Genomic DNA, 23,442 nt, shown 5'->3' on the forward strand with positions numbered 1-23,442 from the left:
GAAGGCTTGTCCCGATCTTAAGCGGCGCCATCTACCAATTCAACTCTACCTTCGTCACTTTCAGATGGGCGTCGACCGGCTGGCCGCTAGTACCCAGCAGCTTCCACTTCTTGAACAGTCCGTTCATGGTGCTTGCATTGATTGCGCTCTCCGCGCCGTCTATGACAAATTCCTGCCAGTCGTAATCAATCGGCACGCGGTAGCGGAGCTTGTGAATCGGATAATTGATATATTCAATAATTTGTGCCGGAATAGCCTCATAAATGCTGGAAAATAAAAACGAACCGCTTTCACTGTAAGGCCGTTCGATCGGTTCCGATTTCAATTGCATCAGATACTCTACCGTTTGCGTATGCGCGTTCACTCCGCAGCTGAAAGTCCCCTTTGCTGTCGCGGACTTGTTATGCCGGTGCGAGAAGCGGTAGGTGAAGGACAACGAGAACGACACATTGCAATAAAAAGCCCGGACCTTTCTATAAAATTCAAATTCCTCTACCATCATCCCTTCTTCACCCTGCTCCTTCAACTATTATCCCACCATTCTAACACATTTGTAATATTTATGTTAATTATAATAAATCATCCACTATTGGTCAATGACTATAGTCACTATTTAATATACATCCTATATAACGTTGAGGGTCCACGCTCAACCTTTTATCGTTAGGCTGAGGTGACTTTATGAGCGATATCGGACGTTTGGTCGGCGAAAACATACGCACGCTGCGCAAAGCCAAGGGGCTCAGCCAGGAACAACTGGCGCTGCGGGCGGATATTAACGCTTCTTATATGGGACAAGTTGAACGCGGCGACAAAAACCCGACTATCGACGTTCTGAGCAGAATTGCTGCCGCGCTGCATACGCCGCTGGAGACGATCGTGAACATTCAAGCGGAGCAGCCGCCCGAAGAGACAAGCGAGGCTGTGCGCTACGCGGACAAGATTGCCAGCCAGTTGTCGGGGCTAAGCGTCAAGGAACAGGAAGCCGTCTATAAACTAGTAAAGCAACTCGTCCAATTCAAAGACCTGGAATAGCTCCAGCACCAATTGCCATGCAGCAAAAAGGCCCCGTATAGGGGCCTTTTATTGTCTGCCAATTCTGCCATGCATGCTGAAGCTGCGGCATCCGGCTCTTTCAACCTCTGCTCCTTGACCGCTGCGATGCCTCCGCCCGCTTCGAAATCCTCTTCTCCAGGGCACGTTCCCACCGCTGCGCCTTGGCGCGCTTGATGCGTGCCATCTCCGCCCGCTTTCCCTCGCTCATAAGCAGCATATTCACATTGGCCGCTATGACGACCGCCGTAAAGCCGAGCCATACATACCAAAACAGATGAGAGGCGCCGCCTCCGCCGGTTTTCCCCATTTGGGTCAATGCATAAAAAAGCATGCCAGCAGCCGCTGCGAGATAAAAGACATGCCGGCCCTTGCCCGGCAATTTCCGCTTGCGCTCCATACCGATCCCCCTCCTAGTACCTCTTAAGTCGGACAACATCGCCTTGTCCCATTTGCCCTATTCTATGCTCCCGCCCCGGAGACTATGACTGTTTTGACCCGCTTCGGCCCGAACACGCATTCACCATCCTGTAGGCAAACTCATATGATGAACTACTTCGTGTAAAACACCTACAGGCCTTGATCCCATCACTGAATGACCTTCTGGCTTGGAAGGAGATTAGAAATGCTCAGAACGAAAGTCGCGATACAAGTTATTGCCGCAAAACAGCTGCCTGAAGACACGATCGTGCTAGGAGAAGGCTACATCAGGCATTGGAAGATCCCGAGAGGCCAGCATGTAGAGCTTAAGTTCGGCGCCTTCCGACGGCATCTGAAAGTGATTCCGGCCGCAAAGCTCGACGGCATGCGCATCAGCCAGTCGCTCGCAGCCAGAATGGGCTTACCCTCCGGCTCTCCATCCCGCATCCAGCTGCGCATGAATTACAAGCCTGCCACTGGCACGCTGTCGCTTGGCCCGGTCATCGGGGTGCTCGTGAGCCGGGACTTCCCCCAGACGCCGGATAAGCCGTTCGGGACCATTACCATGTTCTGCCGCGAGCTGGTGGAAGCTTGCAAGGCGCAGGGCGCGTATGTCTATTTCTTCACGCCTAAGCATATCGGAATGAGTGCGGACCAGGTTGAGGGCTGGACCTATTCCGGCGAATGGAAGCAAAGCCTCTTCCCCGCGCCAGACATTGTGAACAACCGCCTGACGACTCGCAAACTGGAGAACAGCCATGAAGTCCAGCGCTTTATGAGAGAGACTAAACTCTATCATTCTACCGTTTTCTTCAACGAAAAATTTCTGGATAAGACCGAGGTGTTCGAAGCGCTTCAGAAGGATGAATCGCTCGGCCGTTTCCTGCCGGAGTCTCATTCGCTTCGCAGCTACGCTACGCTCCGGAGCATGTGCGCCAAATACAGCAACGTATTTCTCAAGCCGGCGAGAGGCAGCCTGGGCAAAGGCATTATCCGCATCTCGCATCTGGAGGGCGAAAGCTATCAGGCGCTCCACGCCACGCCCGCGGGTTCCCGCAAGCAGGTGTATCCCAATCTGACGCGGCTGTACGCCTCGATTTCCTCCAAGATGAAATCGGCTCGCTACCAGATTCAGCAGGGCTTGCAGCTCATTGAGATTCAGAAGAGGCCGGTGGACTTCCGGGCGCTTGTTCAGAAGAACGCCACAGGCAAATGGGTCATTACCTCCATCGTCGCCCGGACGGCGGGCAACCAGCATTTTGTGTCCAATCTGGCGCGTGGAGGGACGCTTAGCACAGTTACCGCCGCCGTATCCAAGTGCAATATGAACAGCAACATCAACCGGCTGGACGCGACCGGACGGCTCCGCAATGCGGCGCTTCAGATCGCCAAAGGCATCGATACGAATATTCCCGCCCACTTCGGAGAGCTGGGCATCGACCTTGCGCTCGATACAAGCGGCAGAGTATGGCTGCTCGAAGTCAACTCCAAGCCGTCCAAGAATGACAACACGCCGCTGAACGAAGGCAAGATCAGGCCTTCCGTTCGCATGATGATCCAATACGCCCGCTTCCTTGCGGGTTTCTGACGGAGGCCATTATGGAGCACACGATATTGTACCTGGGCATTCTGACCGCACCTTTTTACAATCCTGCCCATGAGGGGCGCATCATCCCCCCGGAGCCGCGCCTGTGCAGAGATCTGTCCGAGGCTGCCTTCCGGCTGTCTGTTCATTCGTATCTGTTCTCCTTCGAGGACTACGATGAGGCCGCCGGCATGCTGAGCGGATGGCGCTGGCAGGGTGGCGATTGGGTGAGACAGCCTGTGACGCTGCCCGATATCGTGTACGACAGAGCCTTCTATCATTCCAAAAGCGACCGGATGCGCTGCGAAGCGGCGCTTTCGGCCATGCATGCTCGCAAGCCCCACTGCCGCTTGAACGGAAGCTTGCCTTCGAAGCCGATTGTCTGCGAGCGGCTTGCCGGGGACGCGAGGCTTGCGGGCCATATTCCGCCAACGCTTCGCTACACGCCCGAGAAGCTGAAGCCGTTCCTCGCCTCCCATGGAGGACGCGCTGTCATCAAACCCGCCGCCGGCATGCAAGGCAGGGGCGTGCTGCTCATCCGCCGGTCTTTGTGGGACGATACGCTAAGCGTCACGGGCAGAACCCGCGGCAACCGCCCCTTCGAGCGTATCCTACCGAATCTGTCCGAGCTGGCGGCCCGTCTATCCCGGTTCATGGGAGACTCTCCCTTCCTCATTCAGCCCTATCTCCAGCTTCGCGATAGCGATGGACGGCCTTACGATATACGCGTGCTGATGCAGAAGGACGGGGAAGGCAAATGGAGCATGACCGGCATGGCTGCCCGGGTCGGCAGCCGCAGCTCCCTGACATCCAACCTGCATGGAGGCGGAGAAGTGATGAACGCCAATTCCTTGCTGTCAGCCAATTTTGGCAAGCCTATGGCTGAACACTTACTCCGCCAAATCCATACAATAAGTGGGCATACAGCTATTCGGCTGGAGCATAGCTTCGGAAGGTTTGGCGAGCTGGCGATGGATTTCGGGATCGAACAGGACGGCTCCATATGGCTGCTCGAAGTCAATTCGAAGCCTGGCCGCGAAGCCTTGCGCCAGACCGGTCCGAACACCGTTTACGCTAAGTCCATAGAACGACCGATTCGTTACGCCAGATACTTGAAGGACCGTTTATCGCCGACCTTTACCGCATCCGAGTTTGCAAATGACCTTTTTCAGCCGCAGCGTTAGCTGGCCTATTCCAGGCAGGCCGAGGTCTTTACACGTTCAGGAGGTTCATCGATGAGTTTGATAACTTGCAACGTACACTTCTCACAGCAGTCCGATAAAATCGTCTATTTGTCCAGACCGCTCCTCAGAGAGCTCAAGCTAACCGGCAATCGGTCGATCCAACTCAAGCTGGGCAATGAAGTCATTACTGCTGTCGTCAAGCCGTTAAAGCGCCTCGGCAACCATATCTATTTGTCCGCGGGCGTCCGCCATTCCATCAAAGTGCCAAAGTCGGGCAATGTCTATCTGATGAGCACCGGAGAGAATGAAATCAAGCTTGGCCCGCTTGTCGGCATTCTGACCGATACGATTCATCCGGCAGAAAGCTACCCGTTCGGCACCCGTTCGGGCTTCATCAAGCAGATTCTCCGCACCGGCGACCGCAAAGCTTATATGTTCGGCTTTACGCCAAGCGATATCAACTGGCAGCAGGAGACCGTCAACGGCTACTTCCTGAATGCGAGCGGAAGCTGGTACCGCAAGATTGTGCCTCTGCCCGATGTCGTCTACAACCGCCTTCCTAACCGCAAGGCGGAAATCGCTCCGTATATCAGCTCGGTGCGGGAGCGATTCGTGAAGAAGCAAATTCCGATTTTCAACTGGAGCTTCCTTAACAAAGCGGATGTCTACAAGCTGCTCGACAATGATCCGGAGGGACTGGCGCATCTGCCAGAATCCGTATCCAACCCCACCCCGGCCAAAATGAAAGAGATGCTGGAGCAGCATCATTTCATCTATTACAAGCCGGGCGGCGGCAGTCTCGGAATCGGCATCTACAGACTGACCTATAATCCGAAGCGCGGCTACTTCGTCCGCTATCGGAAGGGCAACCAGAATATTCTTGCCCGCTACAGCACCTTCCAAAGCATGATGAAAATGCTGCAGGCCCGTCACGGCACCCGGCTCAGCCAATATGTCGCCCAGCAAGGCATCCGGCTGATCGAGATCGACAAGTGCCAGCTCGACTTCCGCTTTCATATGCACAAGAACGGCAACAACCAATGGATCGCCGCAGGAATCGGCGCCAAGAAAGCAGGACGCGGCAGCGTTACGACGCATGTCAAAAGCGGCGGCTCGCTCATGACGCCCGAGCAGGCGCTCAGCCGCACCTTCGGCAGCGAAGCCGGCGCGATTCTGGAGAAAGCGAAGGGCGTTGCCGTCAAGCTGTCCGAGGCGATCGAGCGGAATTATCCGCATCGGCTCGGCGAGCTCGGTCTCGATATCGGCATCGATAAATCCGGCAATGTGTGGATGTTCGAAGCGAATGCCAAGCCGGGACGCTCCATCTTCAAGCATCCGTCGCTGCGCTCGGAAGGCAAGGCGTCGATTTCCTATATCTTTGATCACTGCCTGTATTTGAGCCGATTCAAAGGAGGTACCAACCTATGAACAGCTTAATTCAGGATGAGCGGCAAGTGAAAGATGCGCCGCGTTCCTCAGGCTATGTGCTGGCGATCTTGACGGTAGATGACCCCGCAGGAGACTTCCGCGGCAACCGCTCGAACTTCGCCGATCTGATCCGCACCGGGCAATCATTAGGTTTTCAAGTTTATGTACTGACCGTCAAAAACTTGCATCTGCGCCGGAAAATGCTGCGGGGCTACGTCTACAGCAAAGAAGCGGGCGGCTGGCAGAAACAGCTCGTCCCCTTCCCCGACATTATCTATAACCGCATTCCGCTGCGCGAGAACGAAGTGCAGCCAGCGGTCCGCCAAAAAATCAATGCCTGCCGGAAGCACTCCCGCGTCATTCTGTTCAACCCAGCCTTCTTCAATAAATGGGATCTGTTCGAATGGCTGCGACGCTCGAAGCTGACCCGGCCGTATATTCCGACGACCAGGCGGCTGATGACCGTCAGCGGGCTGGACAAATTGATGCGCAAACACAGCTACCTCTACCTGAAGCCGGAAAGCGGAAAAGCCGGCAAAGGCATTATGACCGTCAAGGTGCACGGGGAGAAGAGCCTCCCTTACCGCCTCAAAATACAAGAAAACAAATCCAGCTCCACCTACAGCTGCGCTTCCCTGCAGAAGCTCTGGACTCGAATCCAGAAGCAAAGCGGCGGCGAAGCCTATATCGCGCAGCAAGGCATCCAGCTGGCCTCGGTCAACGACCGCCGGTTCGACCTGAGGGCGCTTGTGCAAAAGAACCGCAGGGGCTACTGGGAGCTGACAGGCATGGGCGCCCGTCTGGCAGGCGCAAGCAGCATTACGACGCATGTGCCTCGAGGGGGCCGCATTGAGGATCCCGAGAAGCTGCTGACCTACTCATTCAGCTCGGATCAGGCTCATAAGCTATTGCAGAAAGCAAAGCTCGCCGCCTTGACGATCGCCCGGCAGATCGAGCGGGCATCCGGCCAGCGCCTAGGTGAAATGTCGATGGATCTCGGCGTCGACAGCAACGGAAACCTGTGGTTTTTCGAAGCCAATTCCAAGCCGATGAAATTCGATGAGCCTCATATCAGGCAAAAATCGCTGGAGCGCATATTCCAGTACGGGGCTTATCTGGCAAGGAAGAAAAAATCGACTCAAGCGGGAGGCGCGTAACGTGGAGCTGCTGCTGCTGACACCTGAAATGTGGATAAAAGAAAAGAGAAGGCTGCTTGGCTTTATTATTCGATTCGGGGAAAAACGCATTACAGTTGCATCGCTTCACGCGCTACGCAGCCTGGACCCGTCCTGGCTTATGGCGGATGAGGGCGGCTATAGCAAAGCAGCAATCGTCATTACGAAGACAGGAGGCCGGATCACCGGCCTCGGCTTCGCCGCAGACGGCGGGGATGGCGGCTGCCTTATTGTCGTTCATCCCGGGTCCCGCAGAACCGGCGCCGGCAGCGCAATTATGCAGCGCATGATGCAGGCGCTTGGCCGGCTGGCTTGCCATGTCGCAGCCGACAATATTCCCAGCATGGCTCTCTGCTTCTCACTGGGCATGAAAGCCGTCTCGATTCACAAAGGGCCAACCGGAAAGTCGACGCTCCGTTTCGAAAGGGGAATTCAGCATGACACAGCCCGTCCTGGGCATATTGACGCTATATCTCAATGACGCCGGCGCCCTGGAGGAGCGGGACTACTACCGGAAGATGACAGAGGAGGGCCGGCGGCTCGGCATTGACGTCTTCGTCTTTACACCGGAGGATGTGCATTACAAGCGGAACCGGATCAGAGCCCAATTTTATCATCCCGAGACACGCACCTGGCACCGGAGATGGACGGACTTCCCCGATATGATCTTCGACCGCTGCCGGATTCAGCGCTCCCACCGGTTCGATCAGCTGCTGAAGTTCAGGGCGCGCTACCAAGATGAAACCTTCCTCAATCGCCCGCTTCGCAATAAGTGGACGATCCATTCCCTATTAGCCAAAGATGCCCGGTTCAGCCCGTACTTACCGGCTACACGCTATTATGAAAGTGTCCAGGATGTGAAAGACATGCTCAAAACGTACGACCAGCTGTATCTGAAGCCGATTAACGGCACTGGCGGACGGGGCATTATCCGTATCGAAAAGGAGCGGGGCGGCCAGCTGCTCATTCAGGGCAGAAACCACTCCAGGCGCATTATCCAGCCCCGGCGGCTGGATGCCGGACAGCTTGGCGGCTTTCTATCCGGCTGGAAAGTAAAGGACACCCGCTACATCGTGCAGCAAGGACTACAATTAAAGCTGAAGAATGGCCGCGTCCACGATTACAGGCTGCTTGTGCAGAAGGACGGCAGCGGGCAATGGCAGGTAACGGGCTGCGCCGGCCGTGTTGGCGCGGCAGGCAGCATCACCGCCAACCTGCACGGCGGCGGGCGGGCCGTCAAGATGGATGCCTTGCTCCGGTCCTGGATTGGGGATGAAGCCAAAATTGCGAAAATCAAAGCGGATGTGGAGCGCTTCGGCGTCTCCGTCGCCCAGTATCTGGAGCTATGCTATGATGCGTTGTGCGAGCTTGCCATCGATATTGCCATCGACCGCAAGGGCCGCATCTGGATGATAGAGGTCAATCCGAAGCCCGCCAGAGAGGTATTTATTCGGGCAGGCGAATCCGACGTCTATCGCAGCGCCATCATAAGACCGCTGGAGTATGCGATTTGGAAATACAGATCAATGAAAACAAGGGAAGGCAGCAATACGACCGAAAGACGCGATGAAAAGTGACTGATATAAAGAGGCTTTTCAGCATAGCCATTTCACTTTATGAATGAACAAGCGAAAATGAAGAGATGGCGGTGCTGGGAGTTATCCTGCATCGCCATCTTTGGCTTTTGATTGTTCGAGAAGGACGTCCTCTTACTGTCGCCAATTAATTCCGGACAGCTTCCGCCCTTTTGGCGCGATTAGCGTTACGTGGCGCTCTTATTTCGGCTTTTGGGACGCAAACCTGTCAGAATGGCTTCATCCCCAGCGTATCCACCTTCTCGCCCGTAATATCAACGCCCATCTGCTTCGTAATATCGCGGTAGTGGCCCGCGCGGCGCTTCACCGGGCTGCCGTCCGTCTCGCCGAGATTCGCCTCCAGGCCGTTCAGCACCATAATCGTGACGCCGAAGCCTCGGTTGCCGAGGCCCTTGTCGATCTGATCCTGTGTAGGCTTCCATTTGTTGATGATGACATCATGCGCGGAAGGCTTAGGATCCTGCGGCGTCATCCAGAACAGAATCGCCGTCATATAGCCGATCTTGCCGTCCTGCGCCAATATTTCCGGCTTGTTCAGCAGCACGCTCTTATCGCCATAGATAATAGAGCTGAACAGCCCGTAGTTGAAGTTCCAGCTCATCATGATCGGGCCGCGTCCATAATAGCGCTTGCCCTCAGCGCCCGGATACAGCTCCGCGCTGTTCGGATCGACGAAGTCGGACATATTGACACCTGTTCTGCCCGCAATGTTCTCATTCCAGAAGAGGCCCCACTTCAGCTCGCCGCCCGGAGCTGTCGCCCAGCCGCCGCCCGTCTCATGGGACAGGTTCGCGAGGAAAGCCGCGAGCTCGCGCTTGCGGTCTTTCTTGAAGCCTTCCTTCAGGAAGGTGCCGAAATCAATGATAACGGTTTCAATTTCCTTCTTCTTGTTTTTCGAAGAATTGAAATCGGAAGAGCGGCTGACAAGCGTCTCGATCCTGGCATCTTTGTCCAGCCGGTAGATTTCCTGTACGCCCGGGGCATCCTTGCGCGTGCTGATTTTCAGCTTGATGTTCGCCACCTCTGTAACGGCGTTGATCAGATTCTCATAAGAGAAGTAATCGGTCTGATTCTCTTTGTAGTATTCCTTGCCCTGGGCCACTTCCTTCCACGCCTTCGATCCGAGCCGGTACGGGAACAGCGCCTCGAAGTCCTGCTTCGTCAACAGCGCCCGCACCGCCTGAACAGCCTGGTCAGGCTTATAGTCCGGGTCAATCCCGTCCCATTCCCTGCGGATTTCCTGACGCGTCAGAAAGCGATTCTCGCCCACAGTCAAGCTGCTTCCCTCATATACAGCCGCGACTTCGTGCTTTGTTGTGCTGATGACAGGCTGCGGCCCCGGCGCAGCGGATGCGGCGAGCGGCGTCAGCAGCAGCGCTGCGCCAAGCGATAAACAAGCCGTACGGTAGATCATGTTGCGGGAACGCGTTTCATTGCGTTTTAACATGAACAAGACTCCTTTACGAAAAAAATAGTTTACCACTAAAAGATACGCACTGGGGCTCGCGCTTGTACATAGAGCCGAACTCCTGCATAGAAAGGCCGATATGCCGATTTCCGATCGCTTCTTCCAAAGTCAGCCGGCAACGCGGGACCGTCCATATGCCTTCCGCCGTCGAATTAGACAAAATGGTATATTATCCCATGTTTCCAATGAACTATGAGAACGGATAAAATCCGGGCGCATCTGCATACAAAAAAATAACTGTCGAAATGAATTTCGACAGTTCATGATCGCTTATTACAGACGGAGCTGCAGCAGCTCTCGGAAATCGGATATCCGCACGTCCGCATCCGCAAGCTCCGAAGCCCGGCCATAGCGCGCATAGGCGCAGCCGATTGTCGCGAGGCCGTTGCCGCGTCCCGCTTCCACATCCGAGGAACGGTCCCCGACCATCCATACCGAATGCTGCGAGCCAAGCTGATGATCTTGAAGCAGCCTTGCCACCAGATCAACCTTGCTTGCCGTCTCGTATTCGCCCGCACTATAGATGCCGTCGAACAGCAAGGCAATGCCCTTATGCTCCGCAACTCCCTTCACATAATGCTCCAGTCCATTGCTTGCAACAAACAATTTGGCGCCGCTTTCCTTTAGCTTTCGCAGCGTCTCCCCGACATGCGGATACAGTGCGCCTTCCCCCGCCGCAAGCCCTTCCAGCTCATATTGCAGCAGCAGCTCATCCGCCCGGCTGCGGGCCGCTTCCGTGCTTCCCGGCATAATCTCGCGCCATATATCATCCAGCAGCATGCCCAGGCAACCAAGCAGCCGCTCGGCAGGCGGCGCCTCCTCCATATACAGCCCCTCTTCGCGCAGCGTGCCGAATACGCGCCCGTGTACCGGAATCAGCAGCTTATCCGTCTCAAATAAGGTTCCGTCCATATCAAAAATGACGGCATCCGGCCGCCCTTGTTGCCCAATCCTCATGAAATGCGTCATCCTTTCAACCAAATTCCATCTATCATATCGGATGCCGACCGTTACCGCAACCCTCGCGCTACTTCCTCTGCCATGCAAGCAAGGCTAAGCGGGAGACGCCATACGGCCCCAAATATGCCCCGCTGATCAGAAAAGCGGGATTGAGGAGCACACGATGCACCTCCGTCATAAACACCGTATCGTCCAGCAGCGTCTTCAGCACCGCGTCTGCTACCGCAACGAAAAACACAAACGACGCAAGGCAGCCAAGCGCATCAAGCGATCTTCTGGCCTTCTCAAATCTCCCTCCTGCAGCCGCAAACACGAGCGATGAAGCGGCCAAGCCTGCCGCAATAATGAACAGCATGCGATTCCCTCCTTTTTCTCCGCTATTGATAAAATGAACCGATTATGTCAAACTGTGTCTTGGACCAAAGGCCTTCGGCCAAAGCATGCATGCGCAAGTGAGCGCAAGGAAAGGACGTGACGTTGCCGCTATGACCAAATGGCTGCTTCGCGCCATGACGGAGCTTAGCTCCCGCAAATGGATCTCCCGCCTGACCGGCAAATTCGCCCAATCTGCGGCAAGCCGTCTTATGATTCCCCGATTTGCCAAGCTGTATGGCATCGCAGTGGAGGAAGCTGAGAAAGAGCTTCGGGAATATCGCACGTTGAATGAATTTTTCACACGCAGGCTGAAGCCCGGCATGAGATTGATCGATTCCGGCCCTGCGACGCTCGCAAGCCCGGTTGATGCGGTCATTACCGGACTTGGGCCTATCACCGCGGGCACAATGATGAATATTAAGGGACAAGACTATACCGTCGATGAGCTCCTGAACGGTTCGCCGAGAGCAAGAAGCTATTATCACGGTTATTATATGGTTCTTTACTTAAGCCCGACAGACTATCACCGCATTCACGTTCCGGTTACGGGGACGGTTACGGAGAATGTACATATTCCGGGAAAGGTGTATCCCGTCAACGACTTCGGCCTGAAGCACATGAAGCGGGTGCTGAGCCGGAATGAACGCCTGATCACCTATATCCGCCATGCGGGCGGTGAAGCCGCCGTCGTCAAAGTCGGAGCGATGAATGTCAGCAGCATCAAATACGCCGCTCCGCTGCCGCAAACGGTAGAGAAAGGCGCCGAGCTTGCCTATTTCGAATTCGGATCGACGGTTGTGCTCCTGCTGGAAGAGGATACGTTCACGCCGCGCCCGGATTTGAAGCTTGGCTCGAAGGTTCGAATGGGCGAATCCCTTGGCGAACTGAGATTGTAGCCTCGCTTGCAGGCTATACAATATCTAATAAAAGAACGGCGGCGCCTGGTTATCCGGTGCCGCCGTTCTTTTATAGACAATTATTCAATGTCTATAGGATGCCGGATGCCATCTTTGAATAAATCCAAATACAGCTGCCCGTTGCTCCCCTTCACAGCGTAAAAAACATCCCTCGATGTCTTGCCTAACGCCTTAAGCTCCTTCTGAAGCCAATCGCGGGAGATGTCATTGTTCTCCAAATTCGCCTCCAAAATTTGCCCGTCCATTATCAGCTCGATCGGGACAGGCTTATTCGCTTTTGCCTCCAGCTTCAAATCCTTAAGCGTCACATGGCGGTGCTCATCTTTTTTCATAACGGATATTTTGCCGTTCAGCTCCAGAAAAGCGTGGTCCACCTCGCCAATATCAAAAATATCTTTCTGCCGCAGCAATTGATTCAACGAGTCAAGCGTCAGATTGTTTTTCTTTAGATTCTCCTCCAAAATCTTGCCGTCTTCTATCAGGACGGTAGGGGTGCCCTCAGTCCACTTGCGAATAGTTCTGTTGCGGACCAGCAGCTTGGCGAGCAAATAAGAGGTCCCTGTAAATACGATGAGCGAAATAAGCATATGGATAACCTTTATCTTTTCATTAAAGGCAAAATTTGCTCCGATCGCACCCAAAATAACTGCAGTAACAAATTCATGGAAGTTCATATTGGAGAGCGTTTGCTTGCCAAGCAGCCTGGTTATAAGCAGCAGAAAAATAAAAGCCGCCATGCTCCTTAGAAAAATATGAATGTATTCGTGCATATCCCGTCTCCTCCTGTTTGGTCTAATCTTCGCATGCTCTCCTCGGTTTCAGTATGATCGGATCAGAATAGACATATTCCAAATAATGGGCCCGGCCGGCCATAAAAAAAGAGCCCAATCCATAGATTGCGGCTCTCATACATGAGACAGTGCGCCAATCACCTGATTTCTGACGGGCTTCGACCCGTATATTGCTTGAATTGGCGGCTGAAGAAGAATATATCCCGGTAACCGAGCGCATCGGCCACTTCCGTCACGTTCATGCCCGCATGCATCAGCAGATGCTGCGCGCGCTCGATCCGGGTGCGGATCATATAGGTCTGGACGGACATGCCGACCATTTCTTTGAATTTCATGGAGAAATAACGGGGGGACAACTGGGCTCGCATAGCCAAATCCTCTATCCGGTGCGGAACGCCCGGATGCTGCCGGATGTAATTCGCAATCTCATGGATGGCTTCGGTCAATTGATTGCTGGCCTTCTTCTCCACCGGGGCATGGTTGTCCGCCCGCAGCAGCTGGATCAGAAGCGCCTTGAGCACAACCTTGGCTTCCTCCTCGGCAGCATACGTCTGGACCAGGAACAGCCGGACGTATCTGGACAGCATATATTCGAAGTCGACCGTCTCGTCCAGAATGCGATACCGCTCCGGCACATGGTCTACCTCACCATTAACCGAAAAGTGAATATAAGTAAGCACAAGGGGCTTCTGCGGGTTATGCGTTGCACTTGTATAATCCCCTGGCCGGAACAGAAAGCAGCTTCCCGGGCCCACCTTGTAATGGACGCCGTTGACTTCAACCTCTCCTTCTCCGCTCCAGACATAGAACAAGTCATAATTCGCCATCGGCTTTTCGCGTCTGGCCCATCTCCAGCCGGGCTCGCAAGAAATTTTGGCGAAGGCTGGCTGCAGTCCTAGCGAATCGGGCGATATATGAAGCATAGTGGATCCTCCCTCGCATCTTGCGCTGCTTTAATCGCTGGAAGTGGCGATATCACAGCGCTTCCTTCCTTTATTATAGTGGATTAACGCCATCAATCAATAGAAGGACTATAAGCCGCGCTTGCGAAAATCCGAAAATTATTCACAAACGCGAATGGTTTGCTGCGGACAAAAATGGTATAATATCACGAACATTAGAAGTACAATAACGATTGAATTCGGAAGGATGGAATGAAATCCATGAACCCACTGGCACAGCAATTAAATGAGACGTTGCAGAAGGAGAGCCCGGACGTCTACGCTATGTTGTCAAATCTAGGTAAAGCGATCTATTTCCCAAAAGAAGGCATTCTCAGCCAATCTGCTGAAGCGAAGACGAAGGCAAGCAAGTTTAATGCGACCATCGGCATCGCTACAGAAGGCGGCAAGCCAATGCATCTCAAGCTCATTCAAGATACGCTTAGCGCCTATAATCCGAAGGATATATATGAATATGCACCACCGGCCGGAAAGCCTGAGCTGCGGAGCGCTTGGCGCGCCAAGATGTTCAAGGACAATCCGTCGCTTGAAGGCGTCAGCTTCGGCAATCCGATCGTGACGAACGCGCTCACTCACGGACTGAGCATCGTAGCCGACCTGTTCGCCGATGAAGGGGATGCTGTCGTCATCCCGAACAAAAACTGGGAAAACTACGAGCTGACCTTCGGCGTCCGCCGCGGCGCGGAGATTGTAGAATACCCGCTGTATAATGAAAGCATGCAGTTCAACAGCGCCGGCCTGCGCGAAGCGCTGCTGGCCCAGCAGGGCAAAGGCAAGGCTATTGTGCTTCTGAATTTCCCGAACAATCCGACTGGTTATACCCCTGGCGTTCGGGAATGCGACGAAATCATCGCGGCTATCCGCGAAGCTGCAGAAGCAGGCATTCATGTCGTTGCCGTGACTGACGATGCCTACTTCGGCCTGTTCTTTGAAGATTCGGTGCAGGAGTCGATGTTCTCGAAGCTGGCCGCGCTTCATCCGCGCGTTCTTGCGGTGAAGGTTGATGGCGCGACGAAGGAAGAATACGTATGGGGCTTCCGCGTCGGATTCATCACCTACGCTTCCGAGTCGCAAGCAACTTTGGCTGCTCTGGAGCAGAAGACGCTGGGCATTATCCGCTCGACGATCTCCAGCGGTCCGCATCCGTCGCAGACCTTCGTGCTGCACGCGCTGCAATCGCCTGATTTCGAAGCGCAGAAGGCCGAGAAGTTCGACATCATGAAGGGCCGCGCCAATCGCGTCAAGTCATTGCTGGACAGCGGCCGTTACGGCGATACATGGGAATACTACCCGTTCAACTCCGGATACTTTATGTGTCTGAAGCTGACGAAAGTATCTGCGGAGGATGTACGCCAGCATCTGCTGAACGATTATGGCATCGGCACTATCGCTCTCGGCGAAACAGATCTTCGCGTCGCGTTCTCCTGTATCGAGGAAGAGTACCTGGAAGAGCTGTTCGACACGATCCACAAAGCGGTAACTGAAGTGTCCGCACGGTAAGATAGACCTTTTTTCATTCATTTATAGACAACAGCAGCCCTGGGGCATATGCCCCAGGGCTGTTCTCTTTATATCTCCATTCTAGTCTTCGTCGGCATCCGACTTGACCTTCCGCCGCAGACGCATTGGACGAATGGCCACATACGCCAGCGCGCCGATCAGCATTGCAATAGGCGGAGCTGAAATCCCCTTCAGCAGCAGCGGCAGAGCTGCCGGCAGCCAGAGCAGCAGCAAGCCTGCGGAAAGCGCGGCCCGATCCACCTGTACCAATTGATCCGTCTGCTTGTCTTCGGGAAGCGGATAGACATGCTTCCATACGGAATAACGATGCACGCTGCGAAGCCCGCCAAGCTGCAAGCTGAATACGATGCCGAACAGGGCGTATACAAATGCGGTCACCCATCCCGATAAGGAAGCCGCATCGGCAGTCATATAATTGACAAGCGCCCCAAGCAGAAGCAGGCGAATCAGTATGCCGCCGATCTCCGAGCGGAACAGCGTAGCGCTGAACAGATAGTTGAACGTATAGCGATGTACGAAGGGAATTCGCGGCAGCAGCCAGGACAAGTACGCTCTGCGCTTGATGCTGGACGGAAGCACCGGCACATCGATGAACAGGCCAAAAAACGCGTAATAACGTCTGCGGGTCACTGCCTCTTCCGCAATCAGCCTCTCCCACGGCAATCGGTGCCGCTGCGGCAGACGGTAGCACAGCCATGCAAGCGCTGCGCATAATACAGTGAACAGCAGCGCTTGCCACGGCATTGCTGTAAGCCAAGCCGCAACAGCAAGTGCCGTAAGCAGCCATCTCGCCGATCGCAGCAGCAGCCTTATGCTGTTCCAGGCCAGCTTGCGCTCCTGCCAGCCGCCAGCCGCATTGGCTGCTTTCAGTACTAGCGCGGCAAGGATGATCCACACCATCTCGCTTCCCGCACCTGCTTGACGGTAGATAGGCAAGAATAGCAGCATAACCACCGCTGCGAGAAAAACGCTCTTCAAGATCGTGCGCTGGAAGGAGGATCGAAGATAAGGCCCCATCTCATGCTCCCTCGGCATGAGATAGACAACATCTGCTGCCGCCAGATAGGTACGCATCGGACTCCAGCATAATACAGGCGTCAATACAATAACACCGACTTGAACAATTGGAAAGTCTGCTGGCACATCCCGCAGCAGGGTGAAATATCCGATTGCCGATGCGATAAGAACCAGCGACAAGAAAGACGGGAAACCGCTCATCGCCATATAGCGGATATACGGCTTGATTTCATTCCGGAAGTCTCTGGCCCGGGTTCGCCAGATTGACGCCGGCTCGTGATTAGCGGAAGTCATCAGCTTACGCCTCCGGCTACCAGCTTGTAGAAGGCATCCTCCAGCGTTCCGTTCCCGGCATCCATTCCGGCTGTGCGCCTGACATCATCCAGATCGCCCTGAGCCGCAATCTTGCCATGATGCATGACAATATACCGGTCGCAATAGGCTTCTACCGTAGATAAGATATGCGAGCTCATCAGAATCGCCGCGCCGCTGCGCTTCACTTCCACCAGCTGATCAAGCAGCGAGCGAATCCCGAGCGGGTCCAGTCCCAGGAACGGCTCGTCGATTATGTACAGAGGCGGCGAAGCCAGCAAGGCGCTCATAATCATCACCTTTTGCTTCATGCCCTTGGACAGATGCGAAGCAAATGCCTTCCGCTTAGGCACCATCTGGTATTGCTCCAGCAGCTTTGACGCCTGGTCCTCATAGTCGCCGCCCGGAACGTTGTACGCCATTCCGCTCAGCCGCAGATGCTCCTCCACGGTCAGCTCATCGAAGAGCACCGGGGTCTCAGGCACGTAAGCGAATGCCGAGCGGTATTGCTGCGGCGATTCATTCAGCGTGACGCCTGCTACTTTGATCTGGCCCTGGTGGGGATTCATCAGCCCCAATATATGCTTGATTGTCGTGCTTTTCCCTGCGCCGTTCAATCCGATCAGTCCGACCATCTCGCCGGCCTTCAGCTCAAAGTTGAGATCATGAAGCACCGGTCTGCGCGGGCTATACCCGCCGGTCAATTGCTCGACCTTTAATATGGATTCCATATCATTTCACCTTCTGCCTTCCAATAATCGCCTTCCTATTAATTAGCATACCGAATCTGGCGCACAATTTCAAAATTAGGCGTGGCTGAGAACACAACCTCATATGGCAAAACACAAACTGCGCAAGATCTATTCTTCCGATCGCTGTTGTATCTGGATTCCCTGAACTATTATCTCAATGTTGGAATCCAGATACAAAGGCGAACGCTAACGCTTCTCCAGAACAGATCTTGCTCCGTTTGCTCCTGCCATACGTCACAATGAAAGACGAAAAACAAACCCCCGCAGCTTTCGCCCGGAAACAAAGAAATGGCGATGCCAGGAATTGCTCCCGGCACCGCCACGCTATGAATAAGAATATTATTTGATTTCAATCGATTTTACGATGTTTTTGTCGCCCTTCACTTGGACGAGCTGGCCGTTCTTAAGCTTAGATGCGTCGCCTACAATGGTAACGTTAGGATCGACGTTATAGATTAGAACGGAGTTTTGAGTGCCGTCAGCCGGATTGATTGAGATAGTCGACAGCTTGGCCTGGGAATTGAAGCCCAGCGTGTTGATTACGCCAAGTTGAGTGAATGCAGTGTTAACTGGGCCGTTTTCCGTTACTTCAATGAAGACCACTTTGTTCTGGTAAGTACGCAGGAACAGCTTGTCTCCAGCTTGCAGAGCGCTGATCGGCGCCTTCTTGTCGTCACGGAAGATGAAGACGGTTGGGTCGATATCCAGCGTCAATTCCGTTTTGTCCGGCTTCACGAGCGTAAGCTTGCCGCCCGCAGGAGCAGCTTTCAGCTCGCCAGAGATGGCTTGCGCGTCGTGATCCGGCATTTCACCGTCCGTACGGTCAAGCAATGCAGCAAGCTCGGCGCGAGAAACCGGCTGGTTCGGACGGAAGGTCTTGTTGCCATGCTTGTCATCGTAGCCGGTAATAATGCCCTTCTGCAGCGCAAGCGCTACATAGCCTACAGCGCCGGCAGGGATCTCATGCGCATCCTTGAAGTCCAGCTTTGTGTTGTTCAGCGCTTTTGCTTCATTCTCCAGCTTGAGCGCTTTGATCAGCAAGATGGTCGACCACAGCCGAGTCGCGTTTTGCTCCGGCTTGATCTCTGTGTCTGTCTCAAAGAACAGGTCGTTCTCAAGCGCTACCGCAACGTAGCCGACAGCCCAAGGATATTTCTTCTTCAGCTTGTCCGCATCCTTGAAATGCAGCTCCGTATTCATTTCCTCCGCGGATTCAGCTTGCTCCCGCAGGCCCATCAGACGAACTGCAGCTGTAAGCGTCTCGATGCGGGAGATTTTTTGCTTCGGCTTGAACGTGCCGTCCTCATAGCCCGTGAATACGCCTTTGGAAGCCAGGCGCATGATGTATTCCAGCGCCCATTGCAAATCTTCCTCATCTTCGAATTTCCATGTTACTTTAATTTCTTTTTTGCCGTTATCTTTATCCTTTTTATCGTCTTTGCCGTTGCCCTTATTCTTGTTTTGCTCATATTCCGATTTCCACTTGCCATTACCGTTATTATTGTGCTTCCCGTCAGCAAAGGCGGTGGTTGCTCCTGTTGCCAACATCGCTAGCGCCGTAGCCGACAGCGCTGTTTTTTTCAACATTTTCATCTTAGACATAAAAAGCCACTCTCCTTTTGAACGATTGCGGGAAATACCGCTTTTTACCTTCGCCCATACCTTTCGGAGGGACTCGTTCATTTAAAGGGGGTGGCTTTCTAAAAAAATATTTAATCCTGCTTGGAAGCCGACTGGCGTTTCTCCTTCAACCACTTCGGAGCGCCCTTGTCTTTGGCTTCCCGTTTCCTCACCGCTTTGCTCTTCGCGGGCTTCGCATCGGGCTTGTCCTTAGAGCGCGAAGTCTTGCTTGGCGCAGGGGCAGCTCCGCTGCCAGAACGGGTGCGCGAAGCCGTCTCTTCGCTTCTTGCAGGCTTAGCGGAGACGGAAGCTTGCGCCGGCTTGCCGCTGCGCTCGCCGGATGGTTTGCCGCTGCGCTCGCCGGATGGTTTGCCGCTCCGCTCTTCGGCCTTCTTGTCGCGATTGCCCGTGCGTGCATTCTCTCTCGACAGCCGCTCCATCTTCGGTTTTGTCGCCTCGCGCAGCTCCTCTTCAGAGAGCAGCTCGCCGCGATACATGGCCCTCTCGGTCAGATCGACGCCAAGCTGCTTGCGGAATTTCTCCATGATGAACAATTCTTGCGGCGTAACGATGGTAATGACCGTGCCGTTGCGACCCATTCTGCCTGTCCGGCCGGCTCGGTGGACGTAGTGATCCGCATCGACTGCAGGATCCAGCTGAAGCACAAGCGGCAGACCCTCGATATCGAGTCCGCGCGCCGCCACGTCAGTCGCCAGCAGAATCTGGCAGCGTCCGTCGCGGAATCGCTCCAGCGTCGCCGCTCTGCGCTGCTTGTCGGAATCGCCGTACAGCATCTCCACGGTGAAGCCTTCATAGCTCAGCTTTGACTCCCAGTTGGCGATTTCATTCGTGTCGTTCAGGAACAGCAGCGCCGAAGACGGATTCAGCAGCCGGATGAGCCTTCTTGCCGTATCCGTCTTATCGCGCTTGTCGCTGATGATGTAATAGTTCTGGATCGTCTGCGATACGCGATGCTCCGGCGTCAGCTGAATACGCTCAGTGCGTCTCATCCAGCGGCCTTCGAACCGCGCCATAATGTCCGGATAAGTCGCGGAGAAGAATGCCGTCTGGCGCTCCTTGCCCATGCCGAACAAGACCGCCTCGACTTCCTTGGTCGAGCCGAGTTGAAATACTTGGTCCGCTTCGTCTATGACGACATGACGCACATCGCTGAGCTTCAGCTTGCGGTTTTTCAGCAGCTCATGAATCCGTCCCGGCGTCCCTATTACAAGCTGCGGCTTCAGCTTCAGCTTCTCGACCTGGCGCTTCATCGCCGCACCGCCGATCAGCTGCTGCACGCGAATGCCAAGCGGCTCCGCATAGGTCTGCGCCACGCGGACAATTTGCATGGCAAGCTCCTGCGTCGGCGACAGAATGACAGCTTGTATCGCGCTGGATCTCGTGTTGATCAGCTGCAATACCGGCAGCAGGAACGCCAGCGTCTTGCCTGTGCCGGTCTGCGATCTGGCAGACACGTCAAGTCCGGCCAGCATTGGAGGAATCGTCTCCGCCTGGACGGAGGTAGGCTCCGCGATGCCGTTTTTGGCCAATTCTTTAATTAATGCTTCATGTATTCCCAGATCATTCCAGGTTGTTCCGCTCATCCTAATAACCTCGCTTATCTTCTTTGCCTGTATTCGTATATTTATTTCTTGTTGAACAGTCCGCCGAACAGCACATCCGCCATCCGCGGGAATAACCCGTAGAGCTTGATTCCGATCGACGCCATTCGAGGCAGATCCAGCTCAGCCTTGCGCTTCTCCATGACGCGCACGATCGCGCGCGAGACATATTCCGGCTTCATCATGAACCAGCTTACGTTTTTCACATAGGAGCCCGTCGGGTCGGCCAGCGCAAAAAATTCTGTATCAATCGGCCCCGGATTAATCGCGGATACAAATATGCCCTGCGGCCTCAGCTCCATCCGCAGCGAATTGGTAAATCCGAGCACTGCATGCTTCGTCGCCGTATAGCTGGTCGACTTGGAGGAGCCGATCTTGCCCGCCATCGATGCCACGTTGACGATATGCCCCTCGCCGCGCTGCTGCATATGAGGCAGCACCGCTTTGACGCAGCGGACTATACCCAAATAGTTGGTGTCCATCATCGCTTGGAAATTCTCTACCGGCATATCCGAGATGGTCTCGAATTGTCCGTAGCCGGCATTGTTCAACAAAATATCGATTTTACCGTACTTTGCGATTACCGCATCAACCGTCTTCTCTACGTCCTCCGTCTTCGTCACGTCCATGACGTAATAGGAGCATTCGCCTTGAATAGAGTCCGCCTGCTTCTTCAATCTCTCTACATGGCGGCCCGTCAATACCGGAATCGCTCCCCGCTTTGCAAGCATCGAAGCCGTAATGGCCCCTATCCCGCTGGACGCGCCCGAGATGAGTACGACTTTCCCTTTCAACATGCAGCATCACCCATCCCTCAGTGTACTCTATACCAAGCCCTCTAAGCAAAAAAAAGCTCCAATAAGGAGCTTCTTCTGCTTAAGATGCAATAAGCACTTGAATGTCCAACTCGCCGATCCCGTCCATAATAAGCGGAATCGTCAGCGCTTGCGTTGCGTTGAACCCGGCCGACTGGGCTGATTGAATCAGCTTCGGCGGTGTAATATCCACTCTTACGCCCTGGTTGTACAAGATGGTGCTGGCATTGCCGCTGATCATGTTGCCAAGCTCGGAGATGGCGCTGCGTCCCATCTCGTCGATCTCGGAAATGACATATCCGCCCATCATCGCCGATACCATCTTGAGAGCTACCTGTTCACTTAGTCCGAATACGATATCACCGTTCATTTGTCCGTTGAGTCCAATTTGTATCCAAATATAGTTTTCTACAAATTTAATGTCCTTGACTCCGAGCTGTCCTGTTGCAGGCTTGATCTGCACGAGCTGCTCTATTACGATTTTTGCTGACTCAAGAAACGGGTTTATATATTCTGCCTTCATAAAGAGGATGCGCTCCTTTTTCGACAAAATTCGCAATTTGTCTATTTTGCCACTATTATACTTGAAATAATAGGACAAGTATACTACTAGAAGCGCGATTCGATCTTAAGACCTACAAAATATTAGGGCGATGTTATAGTCTAAACGGCTTCCTCCTGGCTCGTTTTCCGGTAATGCATTCTCATCAGCCTAAGCCTTTCGTACAGGGTTTCCACTTGCTCGCCAGTCTGTGAGGCGGCTGATTCGCCATATACACGCTGCAATACGGGCTTCAGATACTGGTCGCCAATGGACGTCATCGCCTCCAGAATCTGTTCTCTCTCCTCCTCTGGAACTAGATTTAGCTCACGCTGAACAAGCACGTCCACGTCATAGCCCTCCTTCTCCAGCAATTCGAGCCGCAGGAGCAGCTCCCGGCGCGGCAGCTTCAACTCAGTCTGCAATTGATCCAGACCTCCCGATTGCTGAAGGACAGCCAGAATCCGCCGCTTCTCCTGCTGCCACTCCATGATGCCCTTGTATTTGTTCTCCTTCTGCTTATATAGCCATGCCGTATATTGCTCCGCATCCAGCTTCTCCTGCACCCAATCCAGCGGAAAAGCTGCCGTCCGTTCCACTCCGGCTGTAAGTTCGATAATCCCTTCTCCGTATGCTTCCTGCTTGCTCTTGCCCCAGCCCGGAATTTGCTTCAGCTCCTCCAGATTGTGCGGCACATAAGCGCTAATCATCCACAGCATCCGGTTCGTCGCTACCAGATATGCGGAACGCTTCTCCGCAGCGGCCGTCTTGCGCCGCCATTCCCTTAAAGCCTGGAACAGCTCTTCATTCCTATTCAGCTCTCCGTAACATTGGATCATCGACGACATGCTGCCTCCTGCCGCACGCCCGTTCTCCAGCATGCCGTCCAAAATCGGCGCATAACCCGCCCCCATCATTCTCGCTGCTCCGTAACGGAAGGCGGTCAGCATCTCCTCCCAGGAGATGCCCTCGAACCAGCGCTCCGGCTCCTGCTTGCCATTGGAATCAGCGCCAGCCTCCAGCCAGAGCACTGAATATTGGCCGCCCTCCTCGCAGATAGACAGCTGGGCGGACTCGATGCGTCCTCCCTCCGCAGGCTTCTCAAACGTGTTCAGAAATACGATGTGCATAGCTTCTTCTCACCTTTCGTCATGGGTATTGGCGAATGCAAGAACGAACGCCCCGGCTTCAAGACATGCAAAAAGCACCCCTTCCGCAAAGGCAGAAGAGGTGCTTCCTCACACGTCCATCATTCGATTGCCATAATACTAACATAATACGCCACTTTAGGCAAGCCTATCCTGTAATGCGGCATAAGCGTTCCCTTAT

Annotated in this window: 23 protein-coding genes; 9 read left to right on the top strand and 14 right to left on the bottom strand. The window is 54.2% G+C overall.

Translation table 11 applies throughout. The features are described from left to right. Positions 1–31: 31 nt before the first annotated feature. Complete coding sequence (locus D3P09_RS05875; RefSeq protein ID WP_120107969.1) at positions 32–526, bottom strand: hypothetical protein; 495 nt, start codon at positions 524–526, stop codon at positions 32–34. Positions 527–681: 155 nt separating this feature from the next. Here D3P09_RS05875 and D3P09_RS05880 point away from each other — a divergent pair, with 155 nt between their 5' ends. Beyond that, positions 682–1,035: a helix-turn-helix domain-containing protein gene (locus tag D3P09_RS05880; protein ID WP_120107971.1), complete on the top strand. Its 354-nt coding sequence runs from the start codon at positions 682–684 to the stop codon at positions 1,033–1,035. 100 nt (positions 1,036–1,135) lie between these two features. Here the strand turns inward: D3P09_RS05880 and D3P09_RS05885 are convergent, their stop codons facing one another. Next, the gene (locus tag D3P09_RS05885; protein ID WP_120107973.1) at positions 1,136–1,453 is read right to left on the bottom strand and encodes a hypothetical protein; all 318 of its coding nucleotides are present in this window, start codon (positions 1,451–1,453) and stop codon (positions 1,136–1,138) included. A gap of 225 nt (positions 1,454–1,678) precedes the next feature. On the opposite strand from D3P09_RS05885, the gene D3P09_RS05890 reads away from it, so the two are divergent. Genes D3P09_RS05890 through D3P09_RS05915 form a run of 6 tightly spaced genes read left to right on the top strand, consistent with a single transcriptional unit; the run spans position 1,679 to position 8,422 of the window. Next, complete coding sequence (locus D3P09_RS05890) at positions 1,679–3,061, top strand: YheC/YheD family endospore coat-associated protein (RefSeq protein WP_120107974.1); 1,383 nt, start codon at positions 1,679–1,681, stop codon at positions 3,059–3,061. A gap of 11 nt (positions 3,062–3,072) precedes the next feature. Beyond that, positions 3,073–4,242 (top strand): YheC/YheD family endospore coat-associated protein, encoded by a 1,170-nt coding sequence (locus D3P09_RS05895; RefSeq protein WP_120107976.1) that lies wholly within the window; start codon positions 3,073–3,075, stop codon positions 4,240–4,242. Between the two features lie 51 nt (positions 4,243–4,293). Then, a complete protein-coding gene (locus tag D3P09_RS05900) occupies positions 4,294–5,670 on the top strand; it encodes a YheC/YheD family endospore coat-associated protein (protein ID WP_120107978.1) in 1,377 nt (458 codons plus the stop codon). Then, positions 5,667–6,827 (top strand): YheC/YheD family endospore coat-associated protein, encoded by a 1,161-nt coding sequence (locus D3P09_RS05905; protein ID WP_120107980.1) that lies wholly within the window; start codon positions 5,667–5,669, stop codon positions 6,825–6,827. The genes D3P09_RS05900 and D3P09_RS05905 overlap by 4 nt, the downstream gene beginning before the upstream one ends. 1 nt (position 6,828) lies before the next feature. Next, on the top strand, positions 6,829–7,326 hold the full coding sequence (locus D3P09_RS05910) for a GNAT family N-acetyltransferase (protein ID WP_165867317.1): 498 nt from the start codon (positions 6,829–6,831) through the stop codon (positions 7,324–7,326). Then, positions 7,283–8,422 (top strand): YheC/YheD family endospore coat-associated protein, encoded by a 1,140-nt coding sequence (locus D3P09_RS05915; RefSeq protein WP_120107984.1) that lies wholly within the window; start codon positions 7,283–7,285, stop codon positions 8,420–8,422. Before D3P09_RS05910 ends, D3P09_RS05915 begins: the two co-directional genes overlap by 44 nt. A gap of 226 nt (positions 8,423–8,648) precedes the next feature. On the opposite strand, the gene D3P09_RS05920 is transcribed toward D3P09_RS05915, so the two are convergent. The 3 genes from D3P09_RS05920 to D3P09_RS05930 all read right to left on the bottom strand — a co-directional run bounded on the left by D3P09_RS05920 (position 8,649) and on the right by D3P09_RS05930 (position 11,223). After that, positions 8,649–9,887 carry a chitinase gene (locus tag D3P09_RS05920; RefSeq protein WP_120107985.1) on the bottom strand — a complete coding sequence of 413 codons (1,239 nt, stop codon included), beginning with the start codon at positions 9,885–9,887 and terminating at the stop codon, positions 8,649–8,651. Positions 9,888–10,181: 294 nt separating this feature from the next. After that, positions 10,182–10,865 (bottom strand): HAD family hydrolase, encoded by a 684-nt coding sequence (locus tag D3P09_RS05925; protein WP_120107987.1) that lies wholly within the window; start codon positions 10,863–10,865, stop codon positions 10,182–10,184. 70 nt (positions 10,866–10,935) lie between these two features. Further along, complete coding sequence (locus D3P09_RS05930; RefSeq protein ID WP_120107988.1) at positions 10,936–11,223, bottom strand: hypothetical protein; 288 nt, start codon at positions 11,221–11,223, stop codon at positions 10,936–10,938. Positions 11,224–11,353: 130 nt separating this feature from the next. On the opposite strand from D3P09_RS05930, the gene asd reads away from it, so the two are divergent. Next, positions 11,354–12,139 (top strand): archaetidylserine decarboxylase, encoded by a 786-nt coding sequence (gene asd, locus D3P09_RS05935; RefSeq protein ID WP_120108560.1) that lies wholly within the window; start codon positions 11,354–11,356, stop codon positions 12,137–12,139. An 80-nt stretch (positions 12,140–12,219) separates the two neighbouring features. Here the strand turns inward: asd and D3P09_RS05940 are convergent, their stop codons facing one another. Together D3P09_RS05940 and D3P09_RS05945 are read right to left on the bottom strand one after the other, a co-directional pair. After that, complete coding sequence (locus D3P09_RS05940; RefSeq protein WP_120107990.1) at positions 12,220–12,930, bottom strand: DUF421 domain-containing protein; 711 nt, start codon at positions 12,928–12,930, stop codon at positions 12,220–12,222. Between the two features lie 158 nt (positions 12,931–13,088). Beyond that, a complete protein-coding gene (locus tag D3P09_RS05945; protein ID WP_120107991.1) occupies positions 13,089–13,874 on the bottom strand; it encodes a helix-turn-helix domain-containing protein in 786 nt (261 codons plus the stop codon). Between the two features lie 240 nt (positions 13,875–14,114). Here D3P09_RS05945 and D3P09_RS05950 point away from each other — a divergent pair, with 240 nt between their 5' ends. Then, complete coding sequence (locus tag D3P09_RS05950) at positions 14,115–15,413, top strand: aminotransferase class I/II-fold pyridoxal phosphate-dependent enzyme (RefSeq protein WP_120108562.1); 1,299 nt, start codon at positions 14,115–14,117, stop codon at positions 15,411–15,413. A gap of 81 nt (positions 15,414–15,494) precedes the next feature. Here D3P09_RS05950 and D3P09_RS05955 read toward each other — a convergent pair whose 3' ends face one another. From D3P09_RS05955 to D3P09_RS05985, 7 genes are all read right to left on the bottom strand, one after another. After that, positions 15,495–16,745 (bottom strand): ABC transporter permease, encoded by a 1,251-nt coding sequence (locus D3P09_RS05955; protein ID WP_120107993.1) that lies wholly within the window; start codon positions 16,743–16,745, stop codon positions 15,495–15,497. After that, the gene (locus D3P09_RS05960; protein ID WP_120107994.1) at positions 16,745–17,494 is read right to left on the bottom strand and encodes an ABC transporter ATP-binding protein; all 750 of its coding nucleotides are present in this window, start codon (positions 17,492–17,494) and stop codon (positions 16,745–16,747) included. The genes D3P09_RS05955 and D3P09_RS05960 overlap by 1 nt, the downstream gene beginning before the upstream one ends. A 360-nt stretch (positions 17,495–17,854) precedes the next feature. After that, entirely contained in the window at positions 17,855–19,117 is a 1,263-nt protein-coding gene (locus D3P09_RS05965; protein WP_120107996.1) for an S-layer homology domain-containing protein, read from the bottom strand. Positions 19,118–19,227: 110 nt separating this feature from the next. Continuing rightward, positions 19,228–20,739 carry a DEAD/DEAH box helicase gene (locus tag D3P09_RS05970; protein ID WP_120107997.1) on the bottom strand — a complete coding sequence of 504 codons (1,512 nt, stop codon included), beginning with the start codon at positions 20,737–20,739 and terminating at the stop codon, positions 19,228–19,230. A 41-nt stretch (positions 20,740–20,780) separates the two neighbouring features. Beyond that, entirely contained in the window at positions 20,781–21,554 is a 774-nt protein-coding gene (locus D3P09_RS05975) for an SDR family NAD(P)-dependent oxidoreductase (protein WP_120107999.1), read from the bottom strand. Positions 21,555–21,633: 79 nt separating this feature from the next. Then, complete coding sequence (locus tag D3P09_RS05980; RefSeq protein ID WP_120108001.1) at positions 21,634–22,095, bottom strand: chemotaxis protein CheX; 462 nt, start codon at positions 22,093–22,095, stop codon at positions 21,634–21,636. 140 nt (positions 22,096–22,235) lie between these two features. After that, positions 22,236–23,243, bottom strand: a complete 1,008-nt coding sequence (locus D3P09_RS05985; RefSeq protein WP_120108002.1) for an HRDC domain-containing protein — start codon at positions 23,241–23,243, stop codon at positions 22,236–22,238. Positions 23,244–23,442: the final 199 nt, after the last annotated feature.

This window comes from Paenibacillus pinisoli, from assembly GCF_003605435.1.
Classification (GTDB): Bacteria; Bacillota; Bacilli; order Paenibacillales; family Paenibacillaceae; genus Pristimantibacillus; species Pristimantibacillus pinisoli.